Annotated in this window: 23 protein-coding genes, 4 tRNA genes and 1 pseudogene; 13 read left to right on the forward strand and 15 right to left on the reverse strand. The window is 75.9% G+C overall.

Translation table 11 applies throughout. The features are described 5' to 3' along the window. Positions 1-19: 19 nt before the first annotated feature. Positions 20-3,145: a BTAD domain-containing putative transcriptional regulator gene (locus ACFCLZ_RS20280; RefSeq protein ID WP_380277951.1), complete on the reverse strand. Its 3,126-nt coding sequence runs from the start codon at positions 3,143-3,145 to the stop codon at positions 20-22. A 182-nt stretch (positions 3,146-3,327) separates the two neighbouring features. Here ACFCLZ_RS20280 and ACFCLZ_RS20285 point away from each other — a divergent pair, with 182 nt between their 5' ends. The 3 genes and pseudogenes from ACFCLZ_RS20285 to ACFCLZ_RS20295 form a co-directional block, all read left to right on the forward strand. Beyond that, the gene (locus ACFCLZ_RS20285) at positions 3,328-3,579 is read left to right on the forward strand and encodes a hypothetical protein (RefSeq protein WP_380277953.1); all 252 of its coding nucleotides are present in this window, start codon (positions 3,328-3,330) and stop codon (positions 3,577-3,579) included. Positions 3,580-3,587: 8 nt separating this feature from the next. Further along, a complete protein-coding gene (locus ACFCLZ_RS20290) occupies positions 3,588-3,872 on the forward strand; it encodes a hypothetical protein (protein WP_380277955.1) in 285 nt (94 codons plus the stop codon). Beyond that, positions 3,869-5,977: pseudogene (locus tag ACFCLZ_RS20295) on the forward strand (MMPL family transporter); the annotation flags it as partial. The gene ACFCLZ_RS20290 and the pseudogene ACFCLZ_RS20295, both read left to right, overlap by 4 nt. A gap of 209 nt (positions 5,978-6,186) precedes the next feature. Here ACFCLZ_RS20295 and ACFCLZ_RS20300 read toward each other — a convergent pair. From ACFCLZ_RS20300 to ACFCLZ_RS20315, 4 genes are all read right to left on the reverse strand, one after another. Then, positions 6,187-6,260: transfer RNA gene (locus ACFCLZ_RS20300), tRNA-Phe, on the reverse strand. A 27-nt stretch (positions 6,261-6,287) separates the two neighbouring features. Beyond that, positions 6,288-6,361 (reverse strand) — tRNA-Asp (locus ACFCLZ_RS20305). A gap of 55 nt (positions 6,362-6,416) precedes the next feature. Beyond that, positions 6,417-6,489 (reverse strand) — tRNA-Glu (locus ACFCLZ_RS20310). 112 nt (positions 6,490-6,601) lie between these two features. After that, a complete protein-coding gene (locus tag ACFCLZ_RS20315; RefSeq protein ID WP_376086595.1) occupies positions 6,602-6,943 on the reverse strand; it encodes a metallopeptidase family protein in 342 nt (113 codons plus the stop codon). Between the two features lie 70 nt (positions 6,944-7,013). Between ACFCLZ_RS20315 and crcB (ACFCLZ_RS20320) the strand changes: the two genes are divergently transcribed. From crcB (ACFCLZ_RS20320) to ACFCLZ_RS20345, 6 genes are all read left to right on the forward strand, one after another. Further along, a complete protein-coding gene (gene crcB, locus ACFCLZ_RS20320; RefSeq protein ID WP_380277957.1) occupies positions 7,014-7,493 on the forward strand; it encodes a fluoride efflux transporter CrcB in 480 nt (159 codons plus the stop codon). After that, positions 7,490-7,873: a DUF190 domain-containing protein gene (locus tag ACFCLZ_RS20325; protein ID WP_380277959.1), complete on the forward strand. Its 384-nt coding sequence runs from the start codon at positions 7,490-7,492 to the stop codon at positions 7,871-7,873. The genes crcB (ACFCLZ_RS20320) and ACFCLZ_RS20325 overlap by 4 nt, the downstream gene beginning before the upstream one ends. Beyond that, positions 7,870-8,244: a fluoride efflux transporter CrcB gene (gene crcB, locus ACFCLZ_RS20330; protein WP_380277961.1), complete on the forward strand. Its 375-nt coding sequence runs from the start codon at positions 7,870-7,872 to the stop codon at positions 8,242-8,244. Before ACFCLZ_RS20325 ends, crcB (ACFCLZ_RS20330) begins: the two co-directional genes overlap by 4 nt. A 181-nt stretch (positions 8,245-8,425) precedes the next feature. Then, entirely contained in the window at positions 8,426-9,199 is a 774-nt protein-coding gene (locus ACFCLZ_RS20335) for a hypothetical protein (protein WP_380277963.1), read from the forward strand. Positions 9,200-9,405: 206 nt separating this feature from the next. Then, on the forward strand, positions 9,406-11,721 hold the full coding sequence (locus ACFCLZ_RS20340) for a DEAD/DEAH box helicase (RefSeq protein WP_380277965.1): 2,316 nt from the start codon (positions 9,406-9,408) through the stop codon (positions 11,719-11,721). Between the two features lie 148 nt (positions 11,722-11,869). Next, positions 11,870-12,691 carry a TIGR02452 family protein gene (locus ACFCLZ_RS20345; protein ID WP_380277967.1) on the forward strand — a complete coding sequence of 274 codons (822 nt, stop codon included), beginning with the start codon at positions 11,870-11,872 and terminating at the stop codon, positions 12,689-12,691. 53 nt (positions 12,692-12,744) lie between these two features. Here ACFCLZ_RS20345 and ACFCLZ_RS20350 read toward each other — a convergent pair whose 3' ends face one another. Together ACFCLZ_RS20350 and ACFCLZ_RS20355 are read right to left on the reverse strand one after the other, a co-directional pair. Then, positions 12,745-13,080, reverse strand: a complete 336-nt coding sequence (locus ACFCLZ_RS20350) for a hypothetical protein (RefSeq protein WP_380277969.1) — start codon at positions 13,078-13,080, stop codon at positions 12,745-12,747. 116 nt (positions 13,081-13,196) lie between these two features. Beyond that, the gene (locus ACFCLZ_RS20355; protein ID WP_380277971.1) at positions 13,197-14,342 is read right to left on the reverse strand and encodes a hypothetical protein; all 1,146 of its coding nucleotides are present in this window, start codon (positions 14,340-14,342) and stop codon (positions 13,197-13,199) included. Positions 14,343-14,399: 57 nt separating this feature from the next. Between ACFCLZ_RS20355 and ACFCLZ_RS20360 the strand changes: the two genes are divergently transcribed. Beyond that, a complete protein-coding gene (locus ACFCLZ_RS20360; RefSeq protein ID WP_380277973.1) occupies positions 14,400-14,852 on the forward strand; it encodes an RICIN domain-containing protein in 453 nt (150 codons plus the stop codon). Positions 14,853-14,866: 14 nt separating this feature from the next. Here ACFCLZ_RS20360 and ACFCLZ_RS20365 read toward each other — a convergent pair whose 3' ends face one another. The 3 genes from ACFCLZ_RS20365 to ACFCLZ_RS20375 form a co-directional block, all read right to left on the reverse strand. Continuing rightward, complete coding sequence (locus tag ACFCLZ_RS20365) at positions 14,867-15,841, reverse strand: phosphorothioated DNA-binding restriction endonuclease (RefSeq protein ID WP_380277975.1); 975 nt, start codon at positions 15,839-15,841, stop codon at positions 14,867-14,869. A gap of 39 nt (positions 15,842-15,880) precedes the next feature. Then, complete coding sequence (locus tag ACFCLZ_RS20370; RefSeq protein ID WP_380277977.1) at positions 15,881-16,588, reverse strand: tyrosine-protein phosphatase; 708 nt, start codon at positions 16,586-16,588, stop codon at positions 15,881-15,883. 94 nt (positions 16,589-16,682) lie between these two features. Next, positions 16,683-17,429 carry an SDR family oxidoreductase gene (locus tag ACFCLZ_RS20375; RefSeq protein ID WP_380286224.1) on the reverse strand — a complete coding sequence of 249 codons (747 nt, stop codon included), beginning with the start codon at positions 17,427-17,429 and terminating at the stop codon, positions 16,683-16,685. 169 nt (positions 17,430-17,598) lie between these two features. On the opposite strand from ACFCLZ_RS20375, the gene ACFCLZ_RS20380 reads away from it, so the two are divergent. Both ACFCLZ_RS20380 and ACFCLZ_RS20385 read left to right on the forward strand, forming a co-directional pair. Further along, entirely contained in the window at positions 17,599-18,303 is a 705-nt protein-coding gene (locus ACFCLZ_RS20380) for a DNA polymerase beta superfamily protein (protein ID WP_380277979.1), read from the forward strand. A 59-nt stretch (positions 18,304-18,362) separates the two neighbouring features. Then, positions 18,363-18,435 (forward strand) — tRNA-Lys (locus tag ACFCLZ_RS20385). Between the two features lie 57 nt (positions 18,436-18,492). Here the strand turns inward: ACFCLZ_RS20385 and ACFCLZ_RS20390 are convergent. Next, the gene (locus ACFCLZ_RS20390) at positions 18,493-20,229 is read right to left on the reverse strand and encodes an ATP-binding protein (protein WP_380277981.1); all 1,737 of its coding nucleotides are present in this window, start codon (positions 20,227-20,229) and stop codon (positions 18,493-18,495) included. 178 nt (positions 20,230-20,407) lie between these two features. Between ACFCLZ_RS20390 and ACFCLZ_RS20395 the strand changes: the two genes are divergently transcribed. Continuing rightward, entirely contained in the window at positions 20,408-20,629 is a 222-nt protein-coding gene (locus tag ACFCLZ_RS20395) for a hypothetical protein (protein WP_380277983.1), read from the forward strand. Here the strand turns inward: ACFCLZ_RS20395 and cydC are convergent. The 4 genes from cydC to ACFCLZ_RS20415 form a co-directional block, all read right to left on the reverse strand. After that, entirely contained in the window at positions 20,580-22,349 is a 1,770-nt protein-coding gene (gene cydC, locus ACFCLZ_RS20400; RefSeq protein ID WP_380277985.1) for a thiol reductant ABC exporter subunit CydC, read from the reverse strand. The genes ACFCLZ_RS20395 and cydC overlap by 50 nt on opposite strands. After that, the gene (gene cydD, locus ACFCLZ_RS20405) at positions 22,346-24,094 is read right to left on the reverse strand and encodes a thiol reductant ABC exporter subunit CydD (RefSeq protein ID WP_380277987.1); all 1,749 of its coding nucleotides are present in this window, start codon (positions 24,092-24,094) and stop codon (positions 22,346-22,348) included. Before cydD ends, cydC begins: the two co-directional genes overlap by 4 nt. A 144-nt stretch (positions 24,095-24,238) precedes the next feature. Further along, positions 24,239-25,279, reverse strand: coding sequence for a cytochrome d ubiquinol oxidase subunit II (gene cydB / locus ACFCLZ_RS20410; protein ID WP_380277989.1), 1,041 nt, complete (start codon positions 25,277-25,279; stop codon positions 24,239-24,241). Between the two features lie 60 nt (positions 25,280-25,339). Continuing rightward, on the reverse strand, positions 25,340-26,635 hold the full coding sequence (locus ACFCLZ_RS20415) for a cytochrome ubiquinol oxidase subunit I (RefSeq protein ID WP_380277991.1): 1,296 nt from the start codon (positions 26,633-26,635) through the stop codon (positions 25,340-25,342). Between the last annotated feature and the right edge of the window lie 91 nt (positions 26,636-26,726).

Genomic DNA, 26,726 nt, shown 5'->3' on the forward strand with positions numbered 1-26,726 from the left:
GCGGCCCGCGGCGGCCCGGTCAGTGCACGCCGAGCCCGCTCGGCCGGGCGGTGCGGTCCGGCACGGCCGGCAGCCGGCGCCGGATGCGCTGGGCGGCGAGCGCGAGCGGCCGGTAGCCGAGCGCCGAGGCCGAGGCGTGGGCCCGGTCGGCGTAGTCGGCGGCCCGTCCGAACCCGCCCTGCTGGAGCGAGGCCTCGGCGAGCCCGACCAGCGCGTGCAGTTCGGCCCGCCGGTAGCCGAGCCGGCCGGCCAGGCTGAGCGCGGCGCCGTACCGGGCGGCGGCGGTGTCCGGGCAGTCCGTGGCCAGCGCGGCGGCGCCGGTGGCGTTGAGGCACTCGGCCTCCGTCCAGCGGTCGCCGTGCGACTCGGCCGCGTGCAGGGCCTCGCGGGCCGCCGTACGGGCCTCGTCGGTGCGCCCGGCCTCGCCGTGCAACTGGCTGAGGATCGCCAGCGCCAGCGCCTCGGCCCGCCGGTGGTTGCCGGTGCGGCCGAGCGAGAGCGCCGCCCGCAGCGACTGGAGGGCGTTCCCGGGCCGGCCCAGCGCGGCGTGCGCCATGCCGAGTTCGACCAGCGCCATGGTCTCCAGGGCGCCCGAGCCGGTGGTGCGGGCCAGCCGCAGGCAGCGGGTGTAGTGGCGGTAGGCCTCGGGCCGGTCGCCCGAGTCGAACTCGGTCCGGGCGAGCGCGGCGAGCGAGACGGCGAGGCCGAGCGGGTCGCCGTTGCGGGTGTGCAGTTCGACGGCCGTGGTGAGCAGCGACCGGGCCTCGCCCAGGGTGCCGCGGATCCAGGCGGCGCGGCCCAGCTGGTCGAGCGCCGCCGCCTCGATCTGCGGCCGGTCCAGTTCGTGGCCGAGCGCCAGGGCCAGCCGGGCGTAGTCCTCGCCGGCCGTGATCAGGCCGGAGTTGTGCTTGGCGTCGCTGAGGTTGAGCAGCATGACCGCCTCGGCGCCGCGGTCCCCGGCCTGCCGGGCGGCGGCCAGGCCGGACTCGGCCAGCCGGCACCACTGGGTGAGCCGGGCGTGCTGCTTGCAGAACGGCCGCAGCGCCTCGGCGAGCAGCCAGGCGACCGGGAGCGGCCCGTGCTCGGCGGCGTACCGGACGGCGGCGGTCAGGTTGGCGAACTCCGCGTGCAGGTCCCGGCCCCCCGCCCGGGGGGCGGACCCCGGCTCGGGGGAGACGACGCCTGCCTGGTCGACGCTGCGGCGCGGGGCCGGGCCGCCGCCCGCCGCGGCGGCGGTCGCCACGTACCAGCCGAACAACCGGCCCAGCGCGGTGGTCCGCTCATCGGCCGTCAGCCGCTGGTGGGCGCGCTCGTGGGCGAAGAGCTGCAGCAGCTCGTGCGGGAACCGGTAGCGGTCGTCCACCCGCTCCAGCAGGTTGGCGACCTCCAGCTCGCGCAGCTGCCGCTCGGCCGCGGCCGGCGGCGAACCGGCCATCGTGGCCGCGGCGTCCACGGTGAAGTCCGGCCCGGGGACGAGCCCGAGCAGGCAGAAGAAGGTGCGCACCTTGGTGCGCAGCAGGTCGTAGGAGAGGCCGAGCGAGCCGGCCAGCGCGGTCTGCGCCTCGTCCGGCGCGGAGAGTGCGGCCACCCGGTCGACGGCGAGTTCCCGGGCGATCCGGCCGAGCGGCACGTCGGAGCGGTAGGCCGCGTTGGCGGCGACGATCCGCAGGGCCAGCGGCAGTCCGGCGCAGAGCCGGACGATCTCGTCCACGGCGGCCGTGTCGTCGCTCTGCCCGGGCTGCAGCAGCGCGCCCACCAGACGGTGCGCCTCGGCGGCGGGCAGCACCGGGACGACGAGCCGGTGCGCGCCCTCCCGGACGGTCAGGCTGACCAGCCGGCGGCGGCTGGTGACCAGCACCGCGCTGCCGCCGCCCCCGGGCAGCAGCGGCCGGACCTGGTCGGCGTCCCGGGCGTTGTCCAGCACCACCAGCACGCTGCGGCCGGCCAGCAGGGAGCGGTAGAGGCCGATCCGCTCGTTGACGCCCTGCGGCACCCGCTCGGCGGGCACCCCGAGGGCCCGCAGGAAGTCGCCGAGGACCTCGGCGGGGCCGACCGGCGCGGCCCGCCCGTGGCCGCGCAGGTCGACGAAGAGCTGGCCGTCGGGGAACAGCGGCGAGGCCCGGTGGGCGACGTAGAGGGCGAGCGCGGTCTTGCCGACCCCGGCGGTGCCCTCCAGGCAGACCAGCGGCAGCGTGTCGTCGGTGGGGCGCAGCAGCTCGGCGAGCCGGTCGAGGTGCTCCCGGCGTCCGGTGAAACCCCTGGGGCCGGAAGGAAGTTGGGCAGGCCTGGGCACGTCCGGCGCGATCGTCCGGGGCTGCGGCGGGGCGGGCGCCGGCACCGGGCCGGCCGCTGCTGCCTCCGCAGCCGGCGGCCCGCCGCGGCCCGCGGCGGGCCCGGGCGGCTGCGCCGGGGCCAGGCGCAGGACCCGCTCCTGGGCGGCGCGCAGGTGCGGCCCCGGGTCCAGGCCGTGCTCGTCGGCGAGCAGCCGGCGGACCCGCTCGTACACCTCCAGCGACTCCGCCTGCCGCCCGGACTGGGCCAGCGCCAGGACGAGTTGGGCCTGGAACCGTTCGCGCAGCGGGTGTTCGCCCGCCAGTCGGCGCAGCTCCGGGATCCGGCCGGCCAGCCGGCCCAGCTCCAGCTCCAGGTCGAAGAGGTCCTCCAGCGCGCCCAGCCTGGCCTCGGTCAGCCGCAGCCGCAGCGGCTCGATCCCCGGCCCGTCCACGCCCTGGGCGAGCGGCCCGCGCCAGAGCGCCACCGCCTCGGTGAACGCCTCCGCGCCGCCGGCCGCGTCGCCGGTGGCCCGCCGCGCCCGCCCGTCGGCGAGCAGTTCCTCGAACCGCTCGACGTCCACCGTGCCGGACGCGGCGAGGACGTACCCGGCGTCCGTCCAGGACAGGGTGGCCAGTCCGGCGAGCGCCCGGCGCAGGCCGGAGACGTACTTCTGCACCAGGTTGACGCTGCGCCCGGGGGCGTCGGCGCCCCAGACCAGCTGGACGATCCGTTCGGTGCGCACCGGGCGCCCGCTGTTGAGCAGCAGGACCGCCAGCACCGCCCGTTGCCGGGGCGGGCCGAGGTCCGCCGCGAGCTGTCCCCGTCCGACCCGTACTGGTCCGAGCACCTCGAACCACGCGTCGTCAGCCAACGCTCCCCCCAAAGCAGTTGTGACGTATCGCCCCCACGCGGACGTTACCACCGGCCGTCGGGAGCCCTCCGGATCGGCCCTTCCCGCCGCTTCCCGAACCCCTTCCCGGCGCCTTCAGCGGACGGTCAGCGCGCGGCCGGACAGTGAGCCGCAGGCCGGGACCCGCGAGGACCCGGCGCGGCGTGCGCGATCTCGCCGACGTCCTGCTGCTGCTTCCGCCGGACGGGCCCGTGCCCGCCCCGGCGGGGCCGCCCGGCCACGACCTCGCGGCCGGCCGGCTGCCGGGGTGGCAGGCCGGGGCGGCGGCCGTGGCCTGCCACCTCCGTCCGGACGGGGTGGTGGCCCGGGTCGTGGCCCTGGACCGGCCCGGCCGGGTGGGCGAGCTGCTCTCCGCGCTGCCGACCGGGCAGCGCTCCGCCACCCCCGCTCCGTGAGGTTCCCGATGCTCGAGCGACTCGGCCGGGCGGTCACCGCCCGGCCCTGGTCCGCCCTCCTCTTCGTGGTGGTCTTCCTGGTCGACGCCCTGGTCGTGGGCGCCGGCGTCACCGACCGCCTGCACAACGGCGGCACCTCCGACCCGGGCTCCGAATCGGCGCGCGCCGCCGTGCTGCTGGAGCACTCCTTCCCGGCCGGCTCGCCCAACCTCGTCCTGGAGATCTCGGTGTTCGCCGCCGTCCGGGGACGCCCCGCCGTCCCCCGCCTCACGTCTGGAGACCAGTTGTCATGACGCTCACCCTCGAACCCGGGGTCGGCCGGCGGGTGCCGTTGCTGCGGAGGCTGGGTCGGCTGCTGGTCGACCGGCGGCGGGCGGTGCTGATCGCCGGCGCCGTCGTGCTGGCCGTCGCCGCCGCGCTCGGCGCCGGCGCGCAGAAGTCGCTCTCGCTGTCGCGCTTCGAGGCGCCCGGCTCGCAGTCCGACCGGGCGGAGCAGGTGCTGCACCGCGAATTCGGCCACGGCAGCCCCAACATGGTCCTACTGGTCACCGCCAAGCACGGCACCGTGGACGACCCCGCCGTCGCCGCCGCCGGCCGGGCGCTGGCCGACGAACTGGGCGCCTCGGCCGGCGTCCGGACCACCGGCTCCTACTGGGCGCAGGGCAACAGCCCCGCGCTGACCGCCACCGACCGGAGCAAGGCCCTGGTCACCGCCTGGCTGGACGGCACCGCCACCGAGTCCCGGGAACGGCTCGCCGACCTCTCGCCGAGGTTCACCCGCGAGACCGCCGACCTCAAGGTCGAGGTCGGCGGCCAGGACGAGGTCTTCCGCCAGGTGGGCGCCCAGGCCCGGAAGGACTTCCTCGGCGCCGAGGCGATCGTGCTGCCGATCGTCCTGCTGCTCCTGCTCGTCGTCCACCGGCGCTGGTCGGCCGCCGGGCTGACCATCGGCGTCGGCCTCTTCTCGGTGCTCGGCACGATGACGCTGCTGCGCGGGGTCACCGCCTTCACCGAGGTCTCCACCTTCGCCGCCAACCTGGCCCTGGTGATGGGCCTGGGCCTGGGCATCGACTACAGCCTGTTCGTGATCTCCCGGTTCCGCGAGGAGTCCGCGGCCGGCCACGACAAGCACACCGCCGTGGTCCGCGCCGTCGAGCGGGCCGGCCGGACGGTGGTCTTCAGCGGGATCACCGTGGCCATCTCGCTGCTCGCCCTGTTCGCCTTCCCGTTCCCCTTCCTGCGCTCCTTCGCGTACGCGGGCGTCTTCGTCGTGCTCACCGCGATCGTCGGCGCCGTCGTCCTGCTGCCCGCCGCGCTCGCCGCCGTCGGGCACCGGGTGCTGCGGCCGGGCGCCGCCGCCGCGGCCCGCCCGGTCGAGGACGGCCGCTGGTACCGGCTCACCCACCGGGTGATGGCCCGCCCGCTGGTCTGGGGCACCGCCGTGGTCGCCCTGCTGCTGCTCGTCGGGGCGCCGTTCCTCGGCGTGAGGTTCGGCCTGCCCGACGAGCGGGTGCTGCCGGCCGACGCCACCAGCCGGGTCGTCCAGCAGCAGGTCCGCGACGGCTTCCCGGCCCGCGAGACCGACGCCCTCCAGGTCGTCGCCACCGGTGTCGCCGACCCGAAGGGCAGCACCGGGCCGACCGACGCCTACGCGGCGAAGCTCTCCGCCCTGCCCGGCGTCTTCCAGGTGGACACCTTCACCGGCTCCTACGCCGGCGGAGAGCTGCGCACGCCCCCGACCGCCGACTCCGCGCGCTTCGCCACCGGTTCCGGAGTCTGGCTCACCGTGATCCCCGAGGAGGCCGCGCTGGCCGGGGACATGCCCGGGCTGGTCGGCAAGGTCAGGGACGAGGCCGCGCCCTACCGGGTGCAGGTCGGCGGCTTCCCGGCCGACCTGACCGACTTCCGCTCCCGGCTGCTCTGCGCGCTGCCCCTGGTGGCGGGGCTGATCCTGGTGCCGACCTTCGTCCTGCTCTTCCTGATGACCGGCAGCCTGCTGATCCCGGCCAAGGCCACCGTCTCCAACCTGCTCAGCCTCACCGTGATGTTCGGCGCCCTGGTCTGGGGCTTCCAGGACGGCCACCTGGCCGGCCTGCTCGACTTCACCTCGGCCGGCTCGATGGAGCCCAGCATCCCGATCCTGATGTTCTGCATCGCCTACGGGCTGTCGATGGACTACGAGGTCTTCATCGTCTCCAGGATCAAGGAGGAGCACGACCGCGGCGCGGACACCGCCACCGCCGTCGCCACCGGCATCCAGCGCAGCGCCCCGCTGATCACCGCCGCCGCCGGCATCCTGGCCCTGACCTTCGCGGTCTACGCCACCGGCTCGGTCGTCTTCCTCAAGGAGCTCGGCGTCGGCCTCGCCCTCGCCGTCCTGGTCGACGCCGTCCTCGTCCGGGCGATCCTGCTCCCCGCCGTGATGCGCCTCGCCGGCCCCGCCAACTGGTGGGCCCCCGCCCCCTCCGCCGCCTCCACTCCCGCTTCGGCCTCACCGAGTAACCCCTCCGCCACCCCCACCCGCCCGGGGCGGCCCCCCTGCCCCGGGCACGACGAAGGCCCCGGAGAGCGAACTCTCCGGGGCCTTCGTGCCTTTTCAGGCTCCTGTGGCCAGGGCCGGGGTCGAACCGGCGACCTTCCGCTTTTCAGGCGGACGCTCGTACCAACTGAGCTACCTGGCCGTACTGCACCGCCTCTTGCGAGACGAGCGATCCCGACGGGACTTGAACCCGCGACCTCCACCTTGACAGGGTGGCGAGCTAACCAACTGCTCCACGGGACCTTGGAGTGGCGAACCACCCAGGTCTTGCGGCACAACACTTTACTACGGTACTGCGTGCCCCCAACGGGATTCGAACCCGTGCTACCGCCTTGAAAGGGCGGCGTCCTGGGCCACTAGACGATGAGGGCTTGCGGCCTGTCCGGCTGTTTCCAGCGTTCGGGGACGTCGAGAAGCATATGGGATGTCGGGCCGAACGCCAAAACGGGTTTCGGCCGGGCGGGCGGAGGGGTGGCGGCGGGGTCAGGACCACCCGAGCTCGTCGAGCTCGTGGTCGTCGAAGCCGAAGTGGTGGGCGACCTCGTGGATGACCGTGGTGCGGACCTCCTCGACGACCTGCTCGCGCTCCTCGCACAGGCGCAGGGTCGGGCCGCGGTAGACGATGATGCGGTCCGGCAGGACGCCCGCGTACCACTCGCCGCGCTCGGTGAGCGGGGTGCCCTCGTAGAGGCCGAGCAGCTCCGGGTCGGCGGGGTCGGGCTCGTCCTCGACGAAGACGGCGACGTTGTCCATCATCGCGGCGAGTTGCGGCGGGATCCGGTCCAGCGCGTCGGCGACCAGTACCTCGAACTCTTCCCGGGTCATCTCCACCGGTCCATTGTCGGGTCTGCGGTGACGGGGTGCCAGGCGATCGGGGCCGGTGTTACATGGGTCTGTGGCGACCTCGGAGGACCTGGCGGCGGACGGTGCGGCGGTGAGCGCGGCGCGGCGGCGGCCGCCGGTGCTGCGCGGGCAGGGCCCGGCGGTGGCGGTGGTGGCCGCCGGCGGGGCGCTGGGGGCGACGGCCCGGTACGGCGCGGGGCTGCTGTGGACGACCGGACCCTCGGCGTTCCCGTGGACGACGCTGCTGGTGAACGTGGTCGGGTGCGCGGTGATCGGGGTCTTCCTGGTGGTGGTCACCGAGGGCCGGCCGGCCCACCCGCTGCTGCGGCCGTTCTTCGGGACGGGCGTGCTCGGCGGGTTCACGACCTTCTCGACGTACGCGGTGGACATCCGCCGGCTGCTGGAGGAGGGCCGGCCCGGGCCGGCCGTGGCGTACCTGGGCCTGACCCTGGTGGCGGCGATGGCGGCGGTCTGGGCGGCGGCCGCGGTGACGCGCCGTCTGCTGCTGCGCGGGGCCGGGAGGGCGCGGTGACGGGCGCGGCGGAGCCCCGGCTGGGCGGTCCGGCGCTGCGGCTGACCGTGCTGGTCGGCGAGAACGACCGCCACCGCCACCGCCCGCTGTTCAGCGAGATCGTGCACCGGGCGCGGGCGGCCGGGCTGGCCGGGGCGAGCGTCTTCCGGGGGGTCGAGGGGTTCGGCGCGTCCTCGATGGTGCACACGGCGCGGCTGCTGTCGCTGAGCGAGGACCTGCCGGTGGCGGTGGTGATCGTGGACACCGAGGAGCGGGTGCGGGCGTTCCTGCCCGAGCTGGCGGGGCTGGCGGTGGAGGGGCTGGTGACCCTGGAGCGGTGCGAGGTGGTCCGGTACGCCGGGCGGGCCGGCGGGACGGCGGCGGGGGAGGGCCGGGCGTGAACTGGCTGCTGGTGGTGGCCGGCGCGGTGGTCGGCGCGCCGTTGCGGTACCTGACCGACCGGGCGGTGCAGTCCCGGCACGACTCGGTGTTCCCGTGGGGGACCTTCGTGGTGAACGTGGGCGGCTGCCTGGTCCTCGGGCTGGTGACCGGGGCGGTGGCGGCCGGGGCGGCGTCCTCGCACCTCCAGCTGCTGCTCGGGACCGGGCTGTGCGGGGCGCTGACCACGTACTCGACGTTCTCGTACGAGACGCTGCGGCTGGCCGGGAGCGGGGCGGGGCGGTACGCGGTGGCGAACGTGGCGGGCAGCATCGCGGCGGGCCTGGCGGCGGTGTACGCGGGGGCGGAGCTGGCCGCGGCGCTCTGGGGCTGAGCGCGGGCCCGAGCGCCGGGTCCCGGGGCCGGGGCCGGGCGCGGCGGTCCGGGGCTCGTCCGAGTGCTTCGGGTGGTCCCACCCGTGTCCGGGCGCCCGGGGCGGGCGTTGGACACCGCAAGGGTGGCCGTGCGCGGTTGGGTGGGCGGCCCGGGCGGGGCGGGTGCAGGAGAGGGACTCGGTGGCGGCGATGCGTGCGGTGCGGGTGGTGCGTGCGGTGACGGAGCGGGAATCGGCGGTGGTCCGGAGCGCCGTGGTGCGCGGCGCGGCGGTCCTGGCGGTGGCCGGACTGGGGCTGACCGGCTGCATGTCGGTCGGGCCGGGTGCGGACGAGAAGCACGGCGTGGTGCCGGTCGGCCAGGCCGGGACGCCGGCCAGGCCGGGGGCGACCCCGTCGGCCTCGCCGAGCGGCGGCGGACACCCGGGGGGCGCGGCCGGGCGGTCGGATCGTGCGGCGGGCGCGCAGGCCCAGAACGCGGCGACCGGGGGGATGAACGCGGCCCCGGGCGAGGTGGCCGGCGGCGTGAACGGGGTGTCGGGCGCGGGTGGCGGCAATGGCGCGGGGGGCGTGAACGGCGCGCCCAGCGGCGCGGACCCGGTGCCGGCGGCGGCCCTCGGCGACGCCGCGCCCGGCGCGACCGGCACCGCAGGGGGCGCGAACGCCAGCCCCGCGCCCCGTCCGGGCTCCGGCGGCACCGCCGCGGGCGGGTCGGCCGGGGGCGCGGCGGGCGGGGCCGCGGGCGGCCCGGGGCACCCCTCGGGCGGCACCGGGACCACCGCGGGCGGCTCCGGCGGGGCCACGGCGTCCGCCCCGGCGGCCAGCCCGACCGGGCACCCGTCCTCCCCGGAGCCCGGCCACACCACCCCCGCCCCGAGCGCCACCACCGCCCCGGAACCGACCCCCGCGCCGAGCACCACCGCGCCCTCCAGTTCGGGGGCACCGGGTGGGCACTGAGCGCCGATCCACAGCCTGGCCAGCGCGTTTGCCTCCGATCCCCGGACTCCTCTATGGTGGTAGATCGTTCGTTTGATCCATTTGACTGGCGCCCTAATCCCATCTGGCGCCCTTGGCGCGTTCCGGCGATCCGTGGCTGACCGCATAGAGGCGGTTGTGAAACAGAACCCCGGACTTTGGCGCGTGCCACTTCCGGAAGGTTTTGCATGTCTCTCGTTGACGACGCCCGCTTCGCCATGCCCGCGAGCGAGTCCGCCGCCGATGCCACCACCGCCCCCGCCGAGTCCGACGCCGAGCTGACCGCCGCCGTCGACGCCGTCGAGGACACCGACACCACCACCGACGCCGCCACCGAGGCCGAGGACGCTGCCGCCGAGGCCGACGACGCCGACGCCGAGCCGACCCTCACCTTCGGCGACCTGGGCCTGCCGGACGAGATCGTCCGCGCCCTCGCCAAGCGCGGCGTCACCACCCCGTTCCCGATCCAGGCCGCGACCATCCCGGACGCCCTGGCCGGCAAGGACGTGCTGGGCCGCGGTCGCACCGGCTCCGGCAAGACCCTCAGCTTCGGCCTGCCGCTGCTGACCCGCCTCGCCGACGGCGAGCGCACCCGCGCCAAGCACCCGCGCGGCCTGATCCTCGTCCCGACCCGCGAGCTGGCCATGCAGGTCGCCGACGCCCTGGAGCCGTTCGGCTCGGTGCTCGGCCAGCGCCTCAAGGTCGTCTGCGGCGGCACCTCGATGTCGAACCAGATCTACGCGCTGGAGCGCGGCGTCGACGTCCTGGTCGCCACCCCGGGCCGCCTGCGCGACCTGATCAACCGCGGCTCGGCCAAGCTCGACGACGTCCAGGTCGCCGTCCTCGACGAGGCCGACCAGATGGCCGACATGGGCTTCCTGCCCGAGGTCACCGAGATCCTCGACCAGGTGCCGGCCGGCGGCCAGCGCCTGCTGTTCTCCGCCACCCTGGAGAACGAGATCGACACCCTGGTGAAGCGCTACCTGAACAGCCCGGTCACCCACGAGGTCGACCCGTCGGCCGGCGCCGTCACCACCATGACCCACCACATCCTCGTGGTGAAGCCCAAGGACAAGGCGCCGATCACCAACGCGATCGCCGCCCGCAAGGGCCGCACGATCATCTTCGTCCGCACCCAGATGGGCGCCGACCGCGTCGCCGAGCAGCTCGTCGAGGCCGGTGTGAAGGCCGACGCGCTGCACGGCGGCATGACCCAGGGCGCCCGCACCCGGGTGCTCGGCGACTTCAAGGACGGCTACGTCAACGTCGTCGTCGCCACCGACGTCGCCGCGCGCGGCATCCACGTCGACGGCATCGACCTGGTGCTCAACGTCGACCCGGCCGGCGACCACAAGGACTACCTGCACCGCTCCGGCCGCACCGCCCGGGCCGGCCGCTCCGGCACCGTCGTCACCCTGGTGCTGCCGCACCAGCGCCGCGGCGTCTTCCGCCTGATGGAGGACGCGGGTGTGGAGGCCGGCCGCCACATCCTCGACCACGCCTTCGACGCCGAGGTGGCCCGGATCACCGGCGCCCGCTCGCTGGTCGAGGTCCAGGCGGAGAGCGCGGCCAACATCGCCGGCGCCGCCGAGCGCGAGGTCGCCGACATGGGCCGCCAGCTGGAGCGCGCCCAGCGCCGCGCCGCCGAGCTGCGCGACGAGGCCGACCGCCTGTCCGCGCGGGCCGCGCGCGAGCGGGCCGAGCTGGGCATCGAGGACGAGGCCCCGGCCGCCGAGGCCGAGGCCGGGACCGAGGGTGCCGCCGCCGACGAGGCCGCCGCCCCGGTGGCCGCCGCCGAGCCGGCCGCCCCGGTGGCCGAGGAGCGCGCGCCGTCCTACCGCGAGGCGCGCACCGAGCGTCCGTCGTTCGGCCGGGACCGCGGTGGTGACCGCCCGTTCAACCGCGACCGCGATGACCGCGGTGGCCGTTCCTTCAACCGCGACCGCGATGACCGTGGTGGCCGTTCGTTCGGTGACCGTGAGCGTGGTGGCTTCAACCGCGACCGTGACGACCGTGGTGGCCGTTCGTTCGGTGACCGTGAGCGTGGTGGCTTCAACCGCGACCGTGACGACCGTGGTGGCCGTTCGTTCGGTGACCGTGAGCGTGGTGGCTTCAACCGCGACCGTGACGACCGTGGTGGCCGTTCGTTCGGTGACCGTGAGCGTGGTGGCTTCAACCGCGACCGCGACGACCGCGGCAGCCGCTCCTTCGGCGACCGTCCGGCCCGTTCCTTCGGTGACCGCGACCGCGACGACCGCGGCAGCCGCTCCTTCGGCGACCGTCCGGCCCGTTCCTTCGGTGACCGCGACCGCTCGTTCGGCCGGGACCGCGATGAGCGCGGCGGCAGCAACAACCGTCCGTTCGCCCGCCGCGACGACCACCGCTCCGGCGGCCGTCCGCAGACCGGCGGCTTCAACCGGGACCGCGACGACCGCGGCGGCCGCTCCGGTGGCTTCAACTCCGGCGCCAACCGCGACGACCGCAAGCCGCGCTGGAAGAACTGACGCCGGTCAGCACCTGACACACCCGCAACGGGCCCGTTCCACTTCGGTGGAGCGGGCCCGTTGCCGTTCGCGCCGGTCCGGCCCGGTTGTTCTGCGGCCGAGAATAACCAGTGGCGCGCCACCACCGCCGTCGCCTACCGTCGGCGGCATGAGCAGCAGAACGCATGTGGCGGCGGTGAACGAGGGCATCGCCGAACAGGGGAGCTACCGTGCGACCGGGGGTGAACTCGTCGAGCTGGCCGAGCCGTTGGCGGCGGCGCGGGCCGGCACGGTGTCGTACGACCCGGCCGGGCTGGACGCGCTGGTCGCGGCGGGCGGGCCCGGTCCGGCGCCGGCGGGCACCTTCGAGGTGACGGCCGAGGGCAGCGTCCAGGCGGCCGGCCGGCTGGTCGAGGCGGGCGCCGGACCGGTCGGGGTGCTCAACTTCGCCTCCGCGCGGAACCCCGGCGGCGGCTACCTGCGCGGCGCCCGCGCCCAGGAGGAGGACCTCTGCCGCGGCGCCCTGCTGTACACCTGCCTGCTGGAGGCACCGGACTACTACGAGGCGCACCGGGCCTCCGCCGACCTCCGGTACAGCCACCGGGTGATCGTCTCGCCCGGGGTACCGGTGATCCGGGGCGAGGACGGCGGGCTGCTGGCGCGGCCGTACCCCGTGACCTTCCTGACCTCGCCGGCGCCGAACGCGGGCCAGCTGGCCCTGCGCACGCCCGGCGGCGTGGACGTCCGGGGCGTGCTCGCCGAGCGGGCCGAGCGGGTGCTCGCGGCCGCCGCCCGGCACGGGGTGCGCGCGCTGGTGCTCGGGGCGTGGGGCTGCGGGGTGTTCCGCAACGACCCGGCCGAGGTCGCGGAGGCCTTCGACCACGCGCTGGCCCGCTACGGCGCGGCCTTCGACCGGGTGGTCTTCGCGGTCTGGGACCGGACGCCGGTCTCGCCGAACCGGGCCGCCTTCGAGGCCCGGTTCGGCGGCTAGCGGGGCCGGGGTCGGGGCAGGGTCGAGGCAGGGGCCGGGCGTGGCCCCGGGCCTCAGGCCTTGCGGGTGACCAGCGCCGACGTGATCGCGGAGGCGGCCGTCACCACGCCGGTGACGGCGAAGACGGACGGCCAGGCGCCGATCTTCTTCGCCAGCGGGTGCGAACCGCCGAAGGCCACCACGTACAGGCCGGTCAGCGCGGCCGCGGCGGGCGCCCCCGAGCGCCGGTGCCACTGCGCGGCGGCCCCCGCGCCGGCCACGGCCAGCACGGCCCCGCCGAGCTGCCGCCTGCCGGTCCACCGGGCGACGCCGTAGCCGCCGACCAGGCCGCTCGCCGCGGTCAGCGCGGCCGGTGCGGTGCTCGCGAGCGCGTTCGGGATCCTCGCCATCGTCGACTCCACTCCTCGGCGGATCCGGTGCGGATCCGCGGCAGGTTCTCGGGACTCCTCGGACTTCCGACCCTAACCCGCCGCCTCCACGGCCTCGGAACCGCCGTCCTCCCCGGCTACCGCACGGCCTGCTCGAAGGGCAGCGCGGGCGCGGCGGCCGCCAGCCGGGCCACGGCCTCCTCCGGCGCCAGGACCCGCTCCAGCCGCAGGTCGCCGGGCACCTGCTCGACGAACCGCCCGGCCGCCCAGCTCCGCTCGTACGGCTGCGGGTCGAGGACGAGGGTCCGTACGCCGTCCACCACCGGGATGTCCTGCGGCATGCCCTCGTTCCAGATCCAACCGCCGTCCGGCGCGACCAGGTTGAACGCGCCCGTCGCGATGAACCGGCGGCCGTCGAGCCACTCGGTGCGGCTGAGCGCGACCACCTCCGGGTCGGGCCGGACGCCGGGCAGGTGGCCGCCGCCGATCAGCGCCTCGGCGAGCAGCGTGTGCAACTGGAAGTTGTCGGTCAGGCCGTCCATCCGGAGCAGGTAGCCGGTGCCGCTCGGGCGGTGCAGGACGAGCAGCGGTTCGTCGTCGAGGGCCGCGGCGAGGTGGCGCAGGCCCTTGAGGTCGTGCTGCTCCGAGCGCTCGCGGTAGCGGTCGATCAGCTCGGTGAGGACGTCGGTCACGCCGTCGGCGCGGGCCGTGCGGCGCACGGCGGCGTGCGTGCAGAGCGCGAACGCGGCCCGCCGCCACAGGTCGAGCGTCCACCAGCCGGCCACCGCCCGGTGGGCGTGCCGGGCGTCCGCCCGCCCGTCCCCGGCGATCCTGGCGTGGGCCCGGCCGGGGTCGTCGCGGTCGGGGTCCGGCAGGGCGTCCTCGTCGCTCTCCGCCCACCGGTCGAGCAGCAGCAGCGCACCGGTCAGGGCCTCGCGCAGCCCGGCGAGCACGGGGTCGGCGCAGGCCACCGGGTCGGCGCCGCGCTCGACGCAGGCGCCGACCATCATCGCCAGGTGCGCGCGGGGGAACGGCGGGGTGTCGGTGAGCAGCGCGGACAGCCGGGGACCGACCGCCGCCGACTCCGCCTCCCCGGCGGGCCCGAGCAGCCCGCCCAGCCGGCGCAGCGCGGCGTCGAAGCGCTCGCCGTCGTCCGGCCCGCCGTCCGCCAGGGCGGCCACGGCGTCCTCCAGGGCGCCCACCGCCCCGGCGAGGGCGGACTGCTGACGGACCGACGGCCCCGCGGGGCGGCCGTCCTGCGCGGAACGATCATCGGACACCATTCGCCGCAGCATAGGTGCCCGCGGCCCGCTGTCGGTACCGGGTGGGAGACTCGCCCCGTGACCGACCACGAGATCACCGACGGCCTCTACCGGATCCGCAGCGCCGCCACCGCCCTGCTGCTGGAGGTGCCCGGCGGCAGCCGCCGCAGCGGTGTGAAGGTGCTGCTCGCCGCCGAGGACGGCTCGGACGCCCAGCTCTGGCGGCTGACCGCCGTCCACCCGGGCGGCGCGCTGTTCCACGTCGAGAACGTCGCCGGCGGCAAGCGCCTGGACGTCACCGGCGCCGCGACCGACAACGGCGTGCCGGTCCAGCAGTGGTCCGCCAACGCCTTCGGCGCGCAGGAGTGGCTGGTCGAGCACCACGTCGACGCCCCCGGCACCTACACCCTCACCAGCTTCATCAGCGGCAAGCCCCTCACCGCCCCGGCCGGCGACGATCCGGCCGCCCCCGTCCACCAGTGGGAGGACACCGACTCCCCGACCCAGTGGTGGCACCTGGAACGGCGGTAGTCCGGCGCCGCCGCTCAGCCCAGCGGGTGCCCCTCGTGCTTGAACACCGACCGGTCGTGCCAGCGCAGGTAGTCGTGCCCGCGCGGGGCGACCGGCCGGCCGTGCGGGAGCGGCACCGGGCGGTCGTGCAGTGCCCGGACGGCCTCGCCGGCGGGGGAGTCGGTCCGAAAGTGCGGGGAGATCCGCACGGTGCGGTCCTCCGTCACCCCGAGCACGCCGAAGTCGAACAGCGCGTGGTGCAGCGAGCAGAGCGCGAAGGCGTTGGCGAGGACGTCGGGGCCGCCCTGGCTGTGCCACCGGATGTGCGCGGCCTCGACGCCGACCGGGTGGCGGCCGAGCTTGCCGTCGTAGCCGCAGAACGCGCAGGCGTGGTCGAACGCCCGCAGCACGTCGGCGGCGAACCCGGCGGCCCGCACCCGCCGTTGGACCAGCCGGAAGACCGGGCCGCCGAGGTCCGGGCCGCCGATAGCCGGGCCGTCGAGGTCCGGCTCCGCGACGGCCAGGTCCGGCAGCCCGACGCCGGCCTGCTCGCAGATCGCCGCCTCCAGGGTGGGCGTGAAGTGCAGGTCGAGCAGCAGCCGGACGGCGACCGGCCCGGCCGAGGGGTCCTCGGTGAGCAGCCGTTCGACCTCGGGCCGCAGCCGTCCCACCGCGCCCACCCGGCGCAGTGCCGCGCCGCTGTCCCCGACGTCCTGCGGGCCGAGCTCGCGCCCGGTGGCGTCGCACAGCGACCAGAGGCTCCGCTCCAGGTGGACGAACGGCATCGCCGCCCGCTGGACGGCCGTTGCCCGGCCGACGGCCGGCCCGAAGTCGTTGATCATCCGGCTGACCGGCTCCTCGGCCTGCGGGTACGCGACCGCGCTGGTCCCGAGGCGGGCGTGCCGGCCCAGCAGCCAGAGCAGCAGCAGCGGCTTGTGCGGGGCCCGCACCCCGCCGGGGTGCGCCTGCCGGAGCCGCCTCAGGGTGTCGAGCAGTTCCGCCCGTTTCATCTCCCGCTCTCCCCGCTCTCCCCCCGTGCGCTCCGCGGCCTACGCCGACAGGTTGGCCCGCAGGGCGTCGAGGTCGGCGTCGGTGGCGCCGTGGGCGTGCAGGTAGGCGGGGAGGGAGCCGTGCCGGTCGTGGATCCAGGCGAAGGAGGAGGCGAGCAGCTCCGCCGAGATCGGCCGGGAGAGCCGCTCGGCGCCGGTCTCGTCGAGGTACGGGGTGGGGCCGTCCAGCAGGCCCAGGCCGATGTTGGAGCGCAGGTAGTCGGCGGTGATGTCGGCCTCGGAGGCGCCCAGCAGGGACTGGACGACGGCGATGGTGAGGCCGGTGCGGTCCTTGCCGACGGCGCAGTGGACGACGGCCGACAGGGCGCCGGGCGCGCCGAGGCGGCGGATCGCGGCGACCAGCGACGGGCCGGCGGTGGCGGCCATGAACGGGTAGAGCTCGACCTGGTCCTCCGGCCAGGGGCGCTCGGTGTCCTCCCGGTCCGCGGGCAGGGTGGGGAGGTGGAGGGACTCCTGGTCGAGGCCGTCCAGCCGGTCCGGAAAGGACGTCCGCTCGTCCCGGCTGCGCAGGTCGATCACGGTGCGCAGGCCGAGGGCCTTGAGCCGCAGCGCGCCCTCGGGGGTGAGGGCGTGGAAGGAGCCGGAGCGGAACAGCACGCCCCTGCGGAGCGCACCGACGCCCCCGGCGTCACGGAAGTTGCGTACGCCGGGGATGTCGATGAAGGCGGACTGCACGTCGTCGGTCATGGCCACCACCGTACGGTCGCGCACCGGGCCAGGGGAAGGAGACGGTCCGCCTTTCCGATCTTGGCCGGAAGGCCGGCTTCCACCCCCGCCGCGCTCACCGGCCGCCGGAGACGTCCAGGAACGCGCCCGTGGTGTACGAGGAGGCCGGCGACAGCAGGAAGAGGATCGCCTCCGCGACCTCCTCGGGCTGTCCGCCGCGGCGCATCGGCAGGTTCGGCGCGACCCGGTCGACCCGGCCGGGCTCGCCGCCCAGGGCGTGGATGCCGGTGTGGATCAGGCCGGGGCGCACGGCGTTGACCCGGATGCCCTCGGCGGCGACCTCCAGGGCCAGCCCGCGGGTCATCGAGTCGACGGCCCCCTTCGCCGCCGCGTAGTCCACGTACTCGTTGGGCGAGCCGAGCCGGGAGGCCGCCGAGGAGACGTTGACGACGGCGCCGCCGCGCCCGCCGTGCCGGGTGGACATCCGGCGGACGGCCTGCGCGGCGCACAGGAACGGGCCGGTGATGTTGGCGGCCCAGATCCGGTTCAGCCGCTCCTCGTCGATGTCCTCCAGCCGACCCTGCTGCTCCAGGGTGCCGGCGTTGTTCACCAGGGCGGTGAGCGGCCCGAGTTCGGCATCGACGGTGTCGAACAGCCGGGCCACCTCGGCGCTGCGGGTGACGTCCGCGCGGACGGCGAGCGCGGTGCCGCCGTCGGCCCGGATCGCGTCCACCACCGAGGCGGCGGCGGCCTCGTCCGCCCGGTAGTTGACGCACACCCGGTACCCGCGCCGCCCGGCGAGCAGCGCGGTGGCGGCGCCGATGCCGCGCCCGGCACCGGTGATCAGAACGACGTCGGGCAGCTCGGAACCGTTCGCGGTCGACATGCTCCGCACCCTACTCGCCCGCCCCGACGGGCGCGCCGTCCCCGCCCCGGTCCGCCGCGAAAACGGTTCGCCGGAAAAAGGGTTCGCCCGGCGCGGTCCCGCCGGGCAGACTCCTCGGCACCGGCCGACGAGAGGAGCCCGGCCCGTGTCCACCGCGCCCGGCACCGTCCTGCTCTCCGGCATCGTCGGCTCGACCGCGTACGGGCTGGCCCACGCCGGCTCCGACCTCGACCGGCTCGGCCTGTTCGCCGCCCCGACCGAGGGCCTGCACGGCCTGCACCGCCCCGCCGAGTCGCACGTCACCACCGCCCCGGACCGCACCCTGCACGAGGCCGCCAAGTGGTGCCGGCTGGCGCTCGCCTGCAACCCCACCGCCTCCGAGCTGGTCTGGCTGCCCGACGACCTCTACGAGGTCCGCACCCCGCTCGGCGAGGAGCTGATCGCGATCCGCCGCTCCTTCCTCGGCGCCCGGGCCGTCCGCGACGCCTACCTCGGCTACGCCACCCAGCAGTTCCGCAAGCTGCGGACCCGCGACACCGCCGACCCGGCCACCCGCGCCCGGGCCGCCAAGCACGCCCGTCACCTGGTCCGCCTCCTCGACCAGGCCGTTCACCTGCACGAGGCCGGCCACAACCTGGTCCGGCTGCCCGACCCGGAGCGCGTCCGCGAACTCGGCGAGCGCATCGCCGACGCCCCGGACCGCGCCGAACGCCTGCTCGCCGCCGCCGCCGAGCGCCTCGACCGCCCCGGCGTCCTCCCCGACCGCCCCGACGAGCGCCCCGCCGACGCCTGGCTCCGCCGCGTGCGCGCCGCCCACTGGGCGCACCGCCCACCGGACGCCGGCGCGTGAGCCCGACCCCACCGGGTAGGATCACGGCGGCCCGCCGCCGCCACCCCGGCCCGGGCCACGGGCCGCTAGCTCAATTGGCAGAGCTGCGGACTTTTAATCCGTAGGTTCAGGGTTCGAGCCCCTGGCGGCCCACCTGGAACGAGACATCCCCAGCCCCGGTCTGCGGCGCGCCCCGGAAGGGCGACGGCCTCAGGCGGGTCCGGGCGCGGCGTCGGGGGCGGCGACGGGGGTCCCGGTCGGCCGGAGCGCCATCGCCCGGATCGGGAGCATGACCAGCGCGGTGGTGCCGCCGGAGGCGCGGGGACGCAGCTGGACGCGGATGCCGTGGCGCAGTGACAGGCGGCCGACCACGAAGAGGCCGATGCGGTGGGAGGCGGGGACGTCCACCGTCGGCGGGCCGGCGAGGCGGTCGTTGATCTCGGCGAGCTCGTCGAGGTCCAGGCCGAGGCCGGTGTCGTGGATCTCGACGAGCACCCGGCCGTCCGGCAGCGCGTGGCCGGTGACCCGGACGCGGGTCTGCGGGCTGGAGAAGGAGGTGGCGTTCTCCAGCAGTTCGGCGAGCAGGTGGACGAGGTCGGTGACGACGGGTTCGGCGACCTCGGCGGGCGGCACCTCGGTGTGTTCGATGCGCTCGTACTGCTCCACCTCGGAGGCGGCGGCGCGGATCACGTCGACCAGCGGGACGGGGCGGATCCAGCGGCGGCCGGGGGCCTCACCGGCGAGGACGAGCAGGTTCTCGCTGTGGCGGCGCACCCGGGTCGCGAAGTGGTCCAGCCTGTAGAGGCCGGTCAGCAGTTCCTGGTCGGTCTCGCGGAGCTCCAACTCGTCGAGGAGCGTCAGCTGGCGGTGGACGAGGACCTGGCTGCGGCGCGCGAGGTTGGCGGACATCGCGCTGGCGCTGCCGCGCAGGAGGGCCTGTTCGGCGGCGATGGACACGAGGTCGCGGTACAGGGTGTCGAAGCACCTGGCCAGGCGTCCCACGTCGTCCCGGCTGTGGATGCCGGCGGACGGGATCGTGAGTGCGGTGTCCGTCAGCCAGGACGGGTCACCGGCGAACTTCCGTCCAAGTGCCGGAAGTTCCCGCTCGGTGACGTGCTCGGCGTGCTCGCGCAGGGCGCGCAGGGCCGCCGAGGTCCGGAGCCGGCCGGATCGACGGACCTCGTCCACCAGCCGTTCGGCCTCCGCCTGCGCGGTGCGGCGTACCGTCGCGGCCTCGGTCCTGGCCCCCTGCAGGACGAGATCGGCCCCGTCGACCCGTTCGACCGCCACGCGGGTGGCCGCCGTGAGGACGTCGGAGGCCTCCTCCCTGATCCGCCGGGCTTCGCTCTCGGCCTCCGTGCGGATGACGGCCGCCCGTTCGTCGGCCGCGTTCAGCAGCCGGGCGGCCCGCTGCCGGGCGTCCGCCAGGAGCAGCACGGCCTCGGCCTCGGCCGCCGCGCGAACGCCTCGCGCGTGTTCCTCGGCCGTGCCGGTGGTGGCGTCCGCCGCCCGGGCCGCGTCCTCGATCAGCTGCTTGGTGGCGTTGCGGATGCGGCTCAGCGGGGACTGGATCTGTCGGTTCAGGGCCTTGAGGTCCACCCATCGGCGGCGCCAGTGCTCGATCAGCGCCGGGTTCGCCTTGTAGCCCCGGGGCTTCTTCTCGTCCACGGGGAAGGGGTTGCCGACCACGCGGACGAACTCCAGGAGGAAGTCCATCCCGGGGAGCCGCTTGCCGTTCAGGAGGTCGGCGATGCCCGCCTTGGTCAGCTTGCAGATCTCGGCGGCACCGCAGATCTCGCTGTAGGAGCGGGCGCCGTACTCGATGTGCAGGCGGTTCAACTCGTCGACGAACACGGCCAGCCGTGCGTCATAGGCCTCGACGGTCGCGAGGTCCGCCGGGTCGATCCCGGCCGGTCCGTCCGTCGCCGGATCCAGCTGTGGTGGCATCAGTCCACGATAGGGCAGCCGGAGTTGGAACGTCCAAGGACGCCCTTGAACGTTCCTGAACGCCGGCGGCGTTCAGGAACGGGGGCTGCGTGTCCGATCGGACGGCCCCGGCGTCCGGGAACCGGCGGGGGCGTACGGCCGGCTGGGCCGTCGCCGGGCTCCCTGTTCCTCTGGACGCATGACGGACGAAGAACTCCCCTCTCCCCCCGCCGGCGGATCCCGGTCTCCCGAGCCCGCCGAGGACTTTGCCGCCGGTCGCCAGCGGATGCTGGACCTGATCGGTCTGGTCAGCCTCCTGGTCATCGCCACCGGCGTCTACCTGACGGCGGGCAGCGGCGGATTCTCGGTGATCACCGGAGCCGGTGTCGGCCTGTACGGGCTCTGGCGGGCGCGTCGGTGAGTGCGGCCCCCGCCCGCCCCCCTCCGGCGGGCGGGGTGGCTCGGACGGCTGCGGCGAGGCGGCCGTGGTCGAGGGTGAGGACGTCGTCGACGGCGGTGAGGGCGGCGTGGTCGTGGGTGACCAGGAGGGTGGTCCGGCCGCGGGTGGCGTCGAGGATGTCGGCGAGGACGGCGGCGGCGGTGTCCGGGTCGAGGCCCTCGGTGGGTTCGTCGAGGACGAGGACGGGCGGGTCGGCGAGCAGGGCGCGGGCCAGCAGCAGGCGTTGGCGCTGGCCGCCGGACATGGTGGCGCCGTCCCCGCCCAGCACGGTCTCCCAGCCGTGGGGGAGGGACTCGATCCAGTCGAGCAGCCGGGCCCGGCGGGCGGCCTCGCGCAGGTCCTCGTCGGCGGCGTCGGGGCGGGCCAGGCGCAGGTTGGCCCGGATCGTGGTGTGGAAGACGTGGGCGTCCTGGGTCATGCCGGTGATCACCCGGCGGACGTCGGCGCCCGCGCAGTCGCGCAGTTCGCGGCCGCCGACCCGGATGCTGCCGCCCTCGTAGGGGACGAACCGCATCAGCGCCGCGATCAGCGTGGACTTGCCGGAGCCGCTGGCGCCGAGCAGGGCGACCCGGCGGCCGGGCGGCAGGCGCAGGCTGACGCCGTCGAGGGCGGCGGGGCCGTCGGCGCGGTGGCGGACCCGCAGGCCGGTGATCTCGACGCCGAGCGGGCCGGCGGCGGGAAGCGGTTCCGGGTCGGCCGGGTCGGTGACCGGCGGCGGGGTGTCCATGAGGTCGGCGAGCCGGCGGGCCGAGGCCCAGACGGTGGCGAGCCGGCGGGCGGCGGCGGGCAGGGCGGCCAGGGCGTCGAAGGACACCAGGGCGAGCACCGCGAGGACGGTGAGCTGGACGGCGGGCAGCCGGCCGTCGGCGTGGGCGCGCAGGCCGAGCCAGGTGGCGCCGACCGTGGCGGCGGCCTGGAACAGCAGGATCACGGCGGAGGCGAGCGAGGTGGTCAGCGCGCCGCGGCGCTCCAGGGCGGCGATCCGGGCGGTGGCGGCCCCGGCCCGCCGGTGGGCGCGGCCGCGGGCGCCGTACGCGGCGAGGTCGGCCGCACCCTCGGTCAGGTCGACGGTGAGCGCGGCGAGTTCGGCGCGCGCGGCCTGTTCCGCCCGGCCGGTCCGGCGGGACAGCGCGAGCACCAGGGCGGGCACCAGCAGGCCGGCCACCGCGAGCAGCACCCCGAGCAGCAGTCCGGCGGAGGGCAGCAGCACCAGGGCGGTGCCGGTGGCGGCCGCCGCGACCAGGCCGGCCGCGGTGACCGGGACGAGGACGCGCAGCAGCAGGTCCTGGGCGGCGTCGACGTCGTCGACCAGGCGGGTCAGCAGGTCGCCGCCGCGGAACGCCGGGGTCCCGGCCGGGGCGAGCGGGACGAGCGCCTCGTACACCCGGGCGCGGAAGCCGGCGACGGCGCGCAGCACGCCGTCGTGGCCGAGCAGGCGGTCGGCGTAGCGCAGGGTGCCGCGGCCGAGGGCGAGGGCGCGCACGGCGACGATGGCGACGGCGACGGCCGAGATCGGCGGCTGCTCGGCGGCGCGGGTGATCAGCCAGGCGGCGGTGGCCATCAGGGCGGCGCCGCTGAGCTCGCTGCCGGCGGCGGCGAGCACGGCGGGCAGCAGCCGGCGCCAGTGCGGCAGCAGGTGGCGCAGCAGCCGGACGGTGGGGCGGGAGGCGGCGGCGGTCATGAGAGCACTCGGCCCTCTCTCTCGGTGGCCGGGGCGGGTTCGGCCGGGTCGGGCCCGGCCGGGTCGGGGTCGAGGAGGCCGGTCCGGACGGTGACGATCCGGTCGGCGTGCGGCAGCAGGCTCGCGCGGTGGGCGACGACGATCGCGGTGCGCCCGCGGACGAGGTCGGCGGTGGCCCTGGCCACGGCGGCCTCGCTCTGCGCGTCGAGGTGGGCGGTCGGCTCGTCCAGCAGCAGGATCGGCGCGTCCTTGAGGAACGCGCGGGCCAGCGCGATGCGTTGGCGCTGTCCGGCGGAGAGTCCGGCGCCGTGTTCGCCGAGCAGGGTGCGGTAGCCCTGCGGCAGCGCCTCGGCGAAGCCGTCGGCGCAGGCGGCCCGGGCGGCCGCGCGGACCTCGGCGTCGGTCGCGTCGGGGCGGCCGAGGCGGATGTTGTCGGCGACGCTCGCGGCGAACAGGTGCGGGCGCTGCGGCACCCAGGCGACCTGGGCGAGCCAGGCCTCGGGGTCGAGCGCGGCGAGGTCGGTGCCGTCGATCAGGACCCGGCCGGAGCCGGGGGCGGTGAAGCCGAGGAACAGCGCGAGCAGGGTGGACTTTCCGGCGCCGCTCGGGCCCACCAGGGCGAGGTGCTCGCCGGGGTGGACGGTGAGCGAGACGGCGTCGAGGGCGGGCGCGGTGCGGTCGGGGTGGTGGACGGTGACCCCGTCGAGGCGCAGCCGCGCCGTCCGGGCGTCGGGGACGGGCACGGGGACGGGCGCGGGCACGGGGACGGAGGACGGCGCGCGGTGCGTCGCCGCGGGCTCCTCCTCGTCGAGGACGGCGAAGACCCGCTCGGCCACCGCGATGCCCTCGGCGCTGTCGTGGAACGCCGCGCCCGCCGCGCGCAGCGGCAGGTAGGCCTCGGGGGCGAGGAAGAGGACGACCAGGGCGGTGCGCAGGTCCAGCTCGCCGGCCAGCAGCCGCAGGCCGACCGGGACGGCGACCAGCGCGACCGACAGGGTGGCGACGGTCTCCAGCACCAGGGAGGAGAGGAACGCCACCCGCAGGGTCCGCATGGTGGCCCGCCGGTGGGCGTCGGCCATCTCCCGCACCACACCGGTCTGGTGGTGCTCGCGGCCGAACGCGCGCAGCGTCGGCAGTCCGGCGACGACGTCGAGGAAGTGGCCGCCGAGCCGGGCGAGCAGCCGCCACTGCCGGGCGGTGCGGCGGGCGGTGTGCATCCCGACGAGCGCACCGAACACCGGGATCAGCGGCAGCGTGATCACGACGATCAGCGCGGAGGTCCAGTCGGTCCACCACAGCCACCCGACGACCGCGAGCGGGACGACGGCGGTGGCGGCCATGGTGGGCAGGTAGCCGGTGAGGTACGGGTCCAGGGTGTCCAGGCCGCGGGTGAGCAGGGTGGCCGTCTCGCCGTGCCGGCGGGCGGCCAGGCGGTGGGGGCCGGTGTGCCGCAGGCGGGCGGCGAGGCGCTCGCGCAGGGCGCGCTTGGCCTCGGCGGCGGCGCGCTGGGCGAGGGCGCCGCGGGCCCAGGCGAGCAGGGCGCGCAGGACGAGGACGGCGGTGAGGGCGGCGAGGGCGGTGGCGCGCGGGCGCTGCCCGGCGAAGCCGTCCGCGAGGAGGCCGGCCAGCAGGACGGCCTGGCCGATGACCAGTCCGGCGCCCGCCAGCGCCAGTGCGGTCGAGGTGGTCAGGTGCCGTCGCACCACCGGGAGGTCGCGCCGCAGGCGGCGTTCGGCCGGCTTCATCCCGTGCTCCCTCCCGGGTCGGTTCCCGGCGTGCGGTGCGGACGGCTTGCGCGGCCCGTGCGGGCCGGTCGGGTGGCCGCCGGGCCGCGAGCCGGCTGGAAGCCGCCGGCCGGCAGCGGTGGGCTGCCGGCCGAGGGCGGTGGGTCAGAAGTAGCTGGGGTGGCGCAGCCCGGTCCGGCCGCGGAACGCCCACCAGCTCCAGGCCTGGTAGGCGAGGATCAGCGGGAAGATCACCACGCCGAAGCCGATCAGCAGCTTCAGCGTGGCCTCGTCGGCGACGGCGTCGTCGACGGTGATCCCCGCGCCGGAGGCCGCGGTCAGCAGGTACGGGTACTGGCCGGCCCCGATCAGCAGCACCGGCAGCGCGGTCGCGGCGCAGGTGGCGGTGAACGCCAGGACGTCGCGGCCGCGGGTGAGGCACCACCAGCCGGCCGCGAGGGCGGCGGCGACGAGCAGGAACAGGACCGCCGAGGTGGCCGTCTTCGTCATCGAGGCGCCCACCCCGAACAGCGAGAGCACCAGCGCCAGCGCGCTCGCAGCGCCGGCCGCGGCGATCAGGGTGGCGCCCACCCGCCGCGCGGTGGCGGCGAGTTCGGGCTCGGAGCGGAGGGCGATGAAGGCCGCGCCGTGCCCGGCGAAGAGCAGCGCGGTGGCCACCCCGCAGGTCAGCGGGAACGGCGCGAACACCTCGCCGGCGCCGATGTGGAAGGAGCCGTCCGCCCGGCGGGGCACGCCGTGCAGCAGCAGGCCGACCACGATGCCCCAGCACACGGCGGGCAGCGCGCCGCCGAGCACCACCAGGGCGTTCCACCGGCGCAGTGCCCGGGGACCGCGGGAGCGGCCGCGCAGCTGGACCGCGGCGTTGCCGAGCACCAGGCCGACCAGGATCGCCACGATCAGCGGGTACAGGCCGGACAGCAGGCTGCCCTCCAGGTGCGGGAAGGCGCCGAACATCGCGCCGGCGAAGGCGACCAGCCACACCTCGTTGCCGAGGAAGAACGGGGCGATCGCGTCGAGCGCGGCGTTGCGTTCCCCGGCGCCGCCCTCCTCGGCCGGGGCGGGGGCGGCGTCCGGAGCGCCGAGGAACGGGGACAGCATCTGGACGCCGTAGTCGTAGCCGCCGAGCACGAAGTAGCCGGCGAGCAGCAGGCCGAGGAGGGCCAGCCAGAGGGTCTCCAGGCTCATGTAGCCCAACCTTCCGTCACATCAGGTGAGTTCATCTCGGTGCGGGATCCGTCGCCGGGCTCAGAAGGCCGGGACCGGCTGCTTCTCGTCGGCGCCGCCCGCACCGGGCAGGTCGTCGGCGAGCGGATCGCCGGCGCCGAGCTGCGCGCCGTCCGGGCCGCGCCGGGCGAAGCGGGTGATCAGCGTCCAGTTGACCGCCGCGAGGGCGACGAAGATGGCGATGAACAGCGTGCAGGACACGGCCAGGGATCCCCTGCTGACGTTCGAGAGCGCGTCGTCGACGCTCAACTCGCCGTAGACGAGCCACGGTTGGCGGCCGATCTCGCGCACCACCCAGCCGCCGACGGAGGCGATGAAGGGCAGCGGGATGATCGCGGTCATCAGGTAGGCGAGCCAGCGCTTGCGCACCAGCAGGTCCTTCAGCAGCAGGAAGACGGCGATGAACGTGATGGTCGAGACGGTGTTGCCGAGGATCGACATCAGGTCCATCGAGTTCTTCACCCAGCCCTGCCAGGGCACGTAGTCCCCGGGGCCGTGCTGGGCGACCAGCCGGGCCTGCTCCTCGGCGACACCGCTGCCGTCGAGGAGGGCGGCCTTCATCGGCTGGGTCCGCTCGATCACCGGGATCTGGAGGTTGCCGACGATGATGACGAAGAAGGAGGAGAGCATGCTCACCCAGACGCCCAGCCGCAGCGAGCTGCGGAACAGCGCGGTCTCCCGGGTGCCCTTGGCGAAGTGCCACGCGCTGATGCCGGCGACGAAGACGCCGCCGGTGGTGAGCGCGGCGAGCGCGATGTGGCCGAGCGCGACCAGGGCGTTGGCGTTGGTGACCAGCGCGCCGAAGTCGGTCAGGTAGGCCACGCCGTCGCGCACCTCGTAGCCGACCGGGTGCTGGAGGAAGCCGTTGGCGACCAGGATCCAGAACGCCGAGGCGTACGCGGTGAGCGCGACCAGCCAGATCAGCGCGACGTGCACGCCGCGGCGCATCCGGCCCCAGCCGAAGATCCACATGCCGAGGAAGGTGGACTCGGCGAAGAAGGCGATCAGGGTCTCCAGGGCCAGCGGGGCGCCGAAGACGTTGCCGGCGAACTTGCTCAGTCCGCTCCAGCTGAGTCCGAACTGGAACTCCATGACGAGGCCGGTCACGATGCCGACCGCGTAGTTGATGACGTACAGCTGGCCCCAGAAGCGGGTCATGCGTTCGCGCACGGCGCGGGTGGCGGGGTCCCGGGTGTACGCGGCCCGGGTGTGCATGAACGCCACCATGGGGACCAGCCCCATGGTGAGGATGACGAAGAGCCAGTGCACGCTGGTGGTGGCCGCGAACTGGAGTCGGGCCAGGTCCGCAGCGCTCATGATGCGACCTTCCTTGGGGGGCGGTGTGCCTCCGGGTCGGCGGACGGATGAGGGGACGGGGGGAAGCGGGGAGGGGGAGGGGGAGGGAAGA

The sequence above is a fragment of the Kitasatospora purpeofusca genome (assembly GCF_042691725.1).
Lineage (GTDB): Bacteria > Actinomycetota > Actinomycetes > Streptomycetales > Streptomycetaceae > Kitasatospora > Kitasatospora purpeofusca_B.

Bases quoted from the DNA above. Each gene is read 5' to 3' on its own strand.
- ACFCLZ_RS20290 (WP_380277955.1), top strand. From the start codon at position 3,588: ATGCTCGAGCGACTCGGCCGGGCGGTCACCGCCCGGCCCTGGTCCGCC.
- ACFCLZ_RS20315 (WP_376086595.1), bottom strand. From the start codon at position 6,943: ATGACCCGGGAAGAGTTCGAGGTACTGGTCGCCGACGCGCTGGACCGG.
- ACFCLZ_RS20340 (WP_380277965.1), top strand. From the start codon at position 9,406: ATGTCTCTCGTTGACGACGCCCGCTTCGCCATGCCCGCGAGCGAGTCC.
- ACFCLZ_RS20345 (WP_380277967.1), top strand. From the start codon at position 11,870: ATGAGCAGCAGAACGCATGTGGCGGCGGTGAACGAGGGCATCGCCGAA.
- ACFCLZ_RS20350 (WP_380277969.1), bottom strand. From the start codon at position 13,080: ATGGCGAGGATCCCGAACGCGCTCGCGAGCACCGCACCGGCCGCGCTG.
- ACFCLZ_RS20355 (WP_380277971.1), bottom strand. From the start codon at position 14,342: ATGGTGTCCGATGATCGTTCCGCGCAGGACGGCCGCCCCGCGGGGCCG.
- ACFCLZ_RS20365 (WP_380277975.1), bottom strand. From the start codon at position 15,841: ATGAAACGGGCGGAACTGCTCGACACCCTGAGGCGGCTCCGGCAGGCG.
- ACFCLZ_RS20370 (WP_380277977.1), bottom strand. From the start codon at position 16,588: ATGACCGACGACGTGCAGTCCGCCTTCATCGACATCCCCGGCGTACGC.
- ACFCLZ_RS20390 (WP_380277981.1), bottom strand. From the start codon at position 20,229: ATGCCACCACAGCTGGATCCGGCGACGGACGGACCGGCCGGGATCGAC.
- ACFCLZ_RS20395 (WP_380277983.1), top strand. From the start codon at position 20,408: ATGACGGACGAAGAACTCCCCTCTCCCCCCGCCGGCGGATCCCGGTCT.
- cydC (WP_380277985.1), bottom strand. From the start codon at position 22,349: ATGACCGCCGCCGCCTCCCGCCCCACCGTCCGGCTGCTGCGCCACCTG.
- cydD (WP_380277987.1), bottom strand. From the start codon at position 24,094: ATGAAGCCGGCCGAACGCCGCCTGCGGCGCGACCTCCCGGTGGTGCGA.
- cydB (WP_380277989.1), bottom strand. From the start codon at position 25,279: ATGAGCCTGGAGACCCTCTGGCTGGCCCTCCTCGGCCTGCTGCTCGCC.
- ACFCLZ_RS20415 (WP_380277991.1), bottom strand. From the start codon at position 26,635: ATGAGCGCTGCGGACCTGGCCCGACTCCAGTTCGCGGCCACCACCAGC.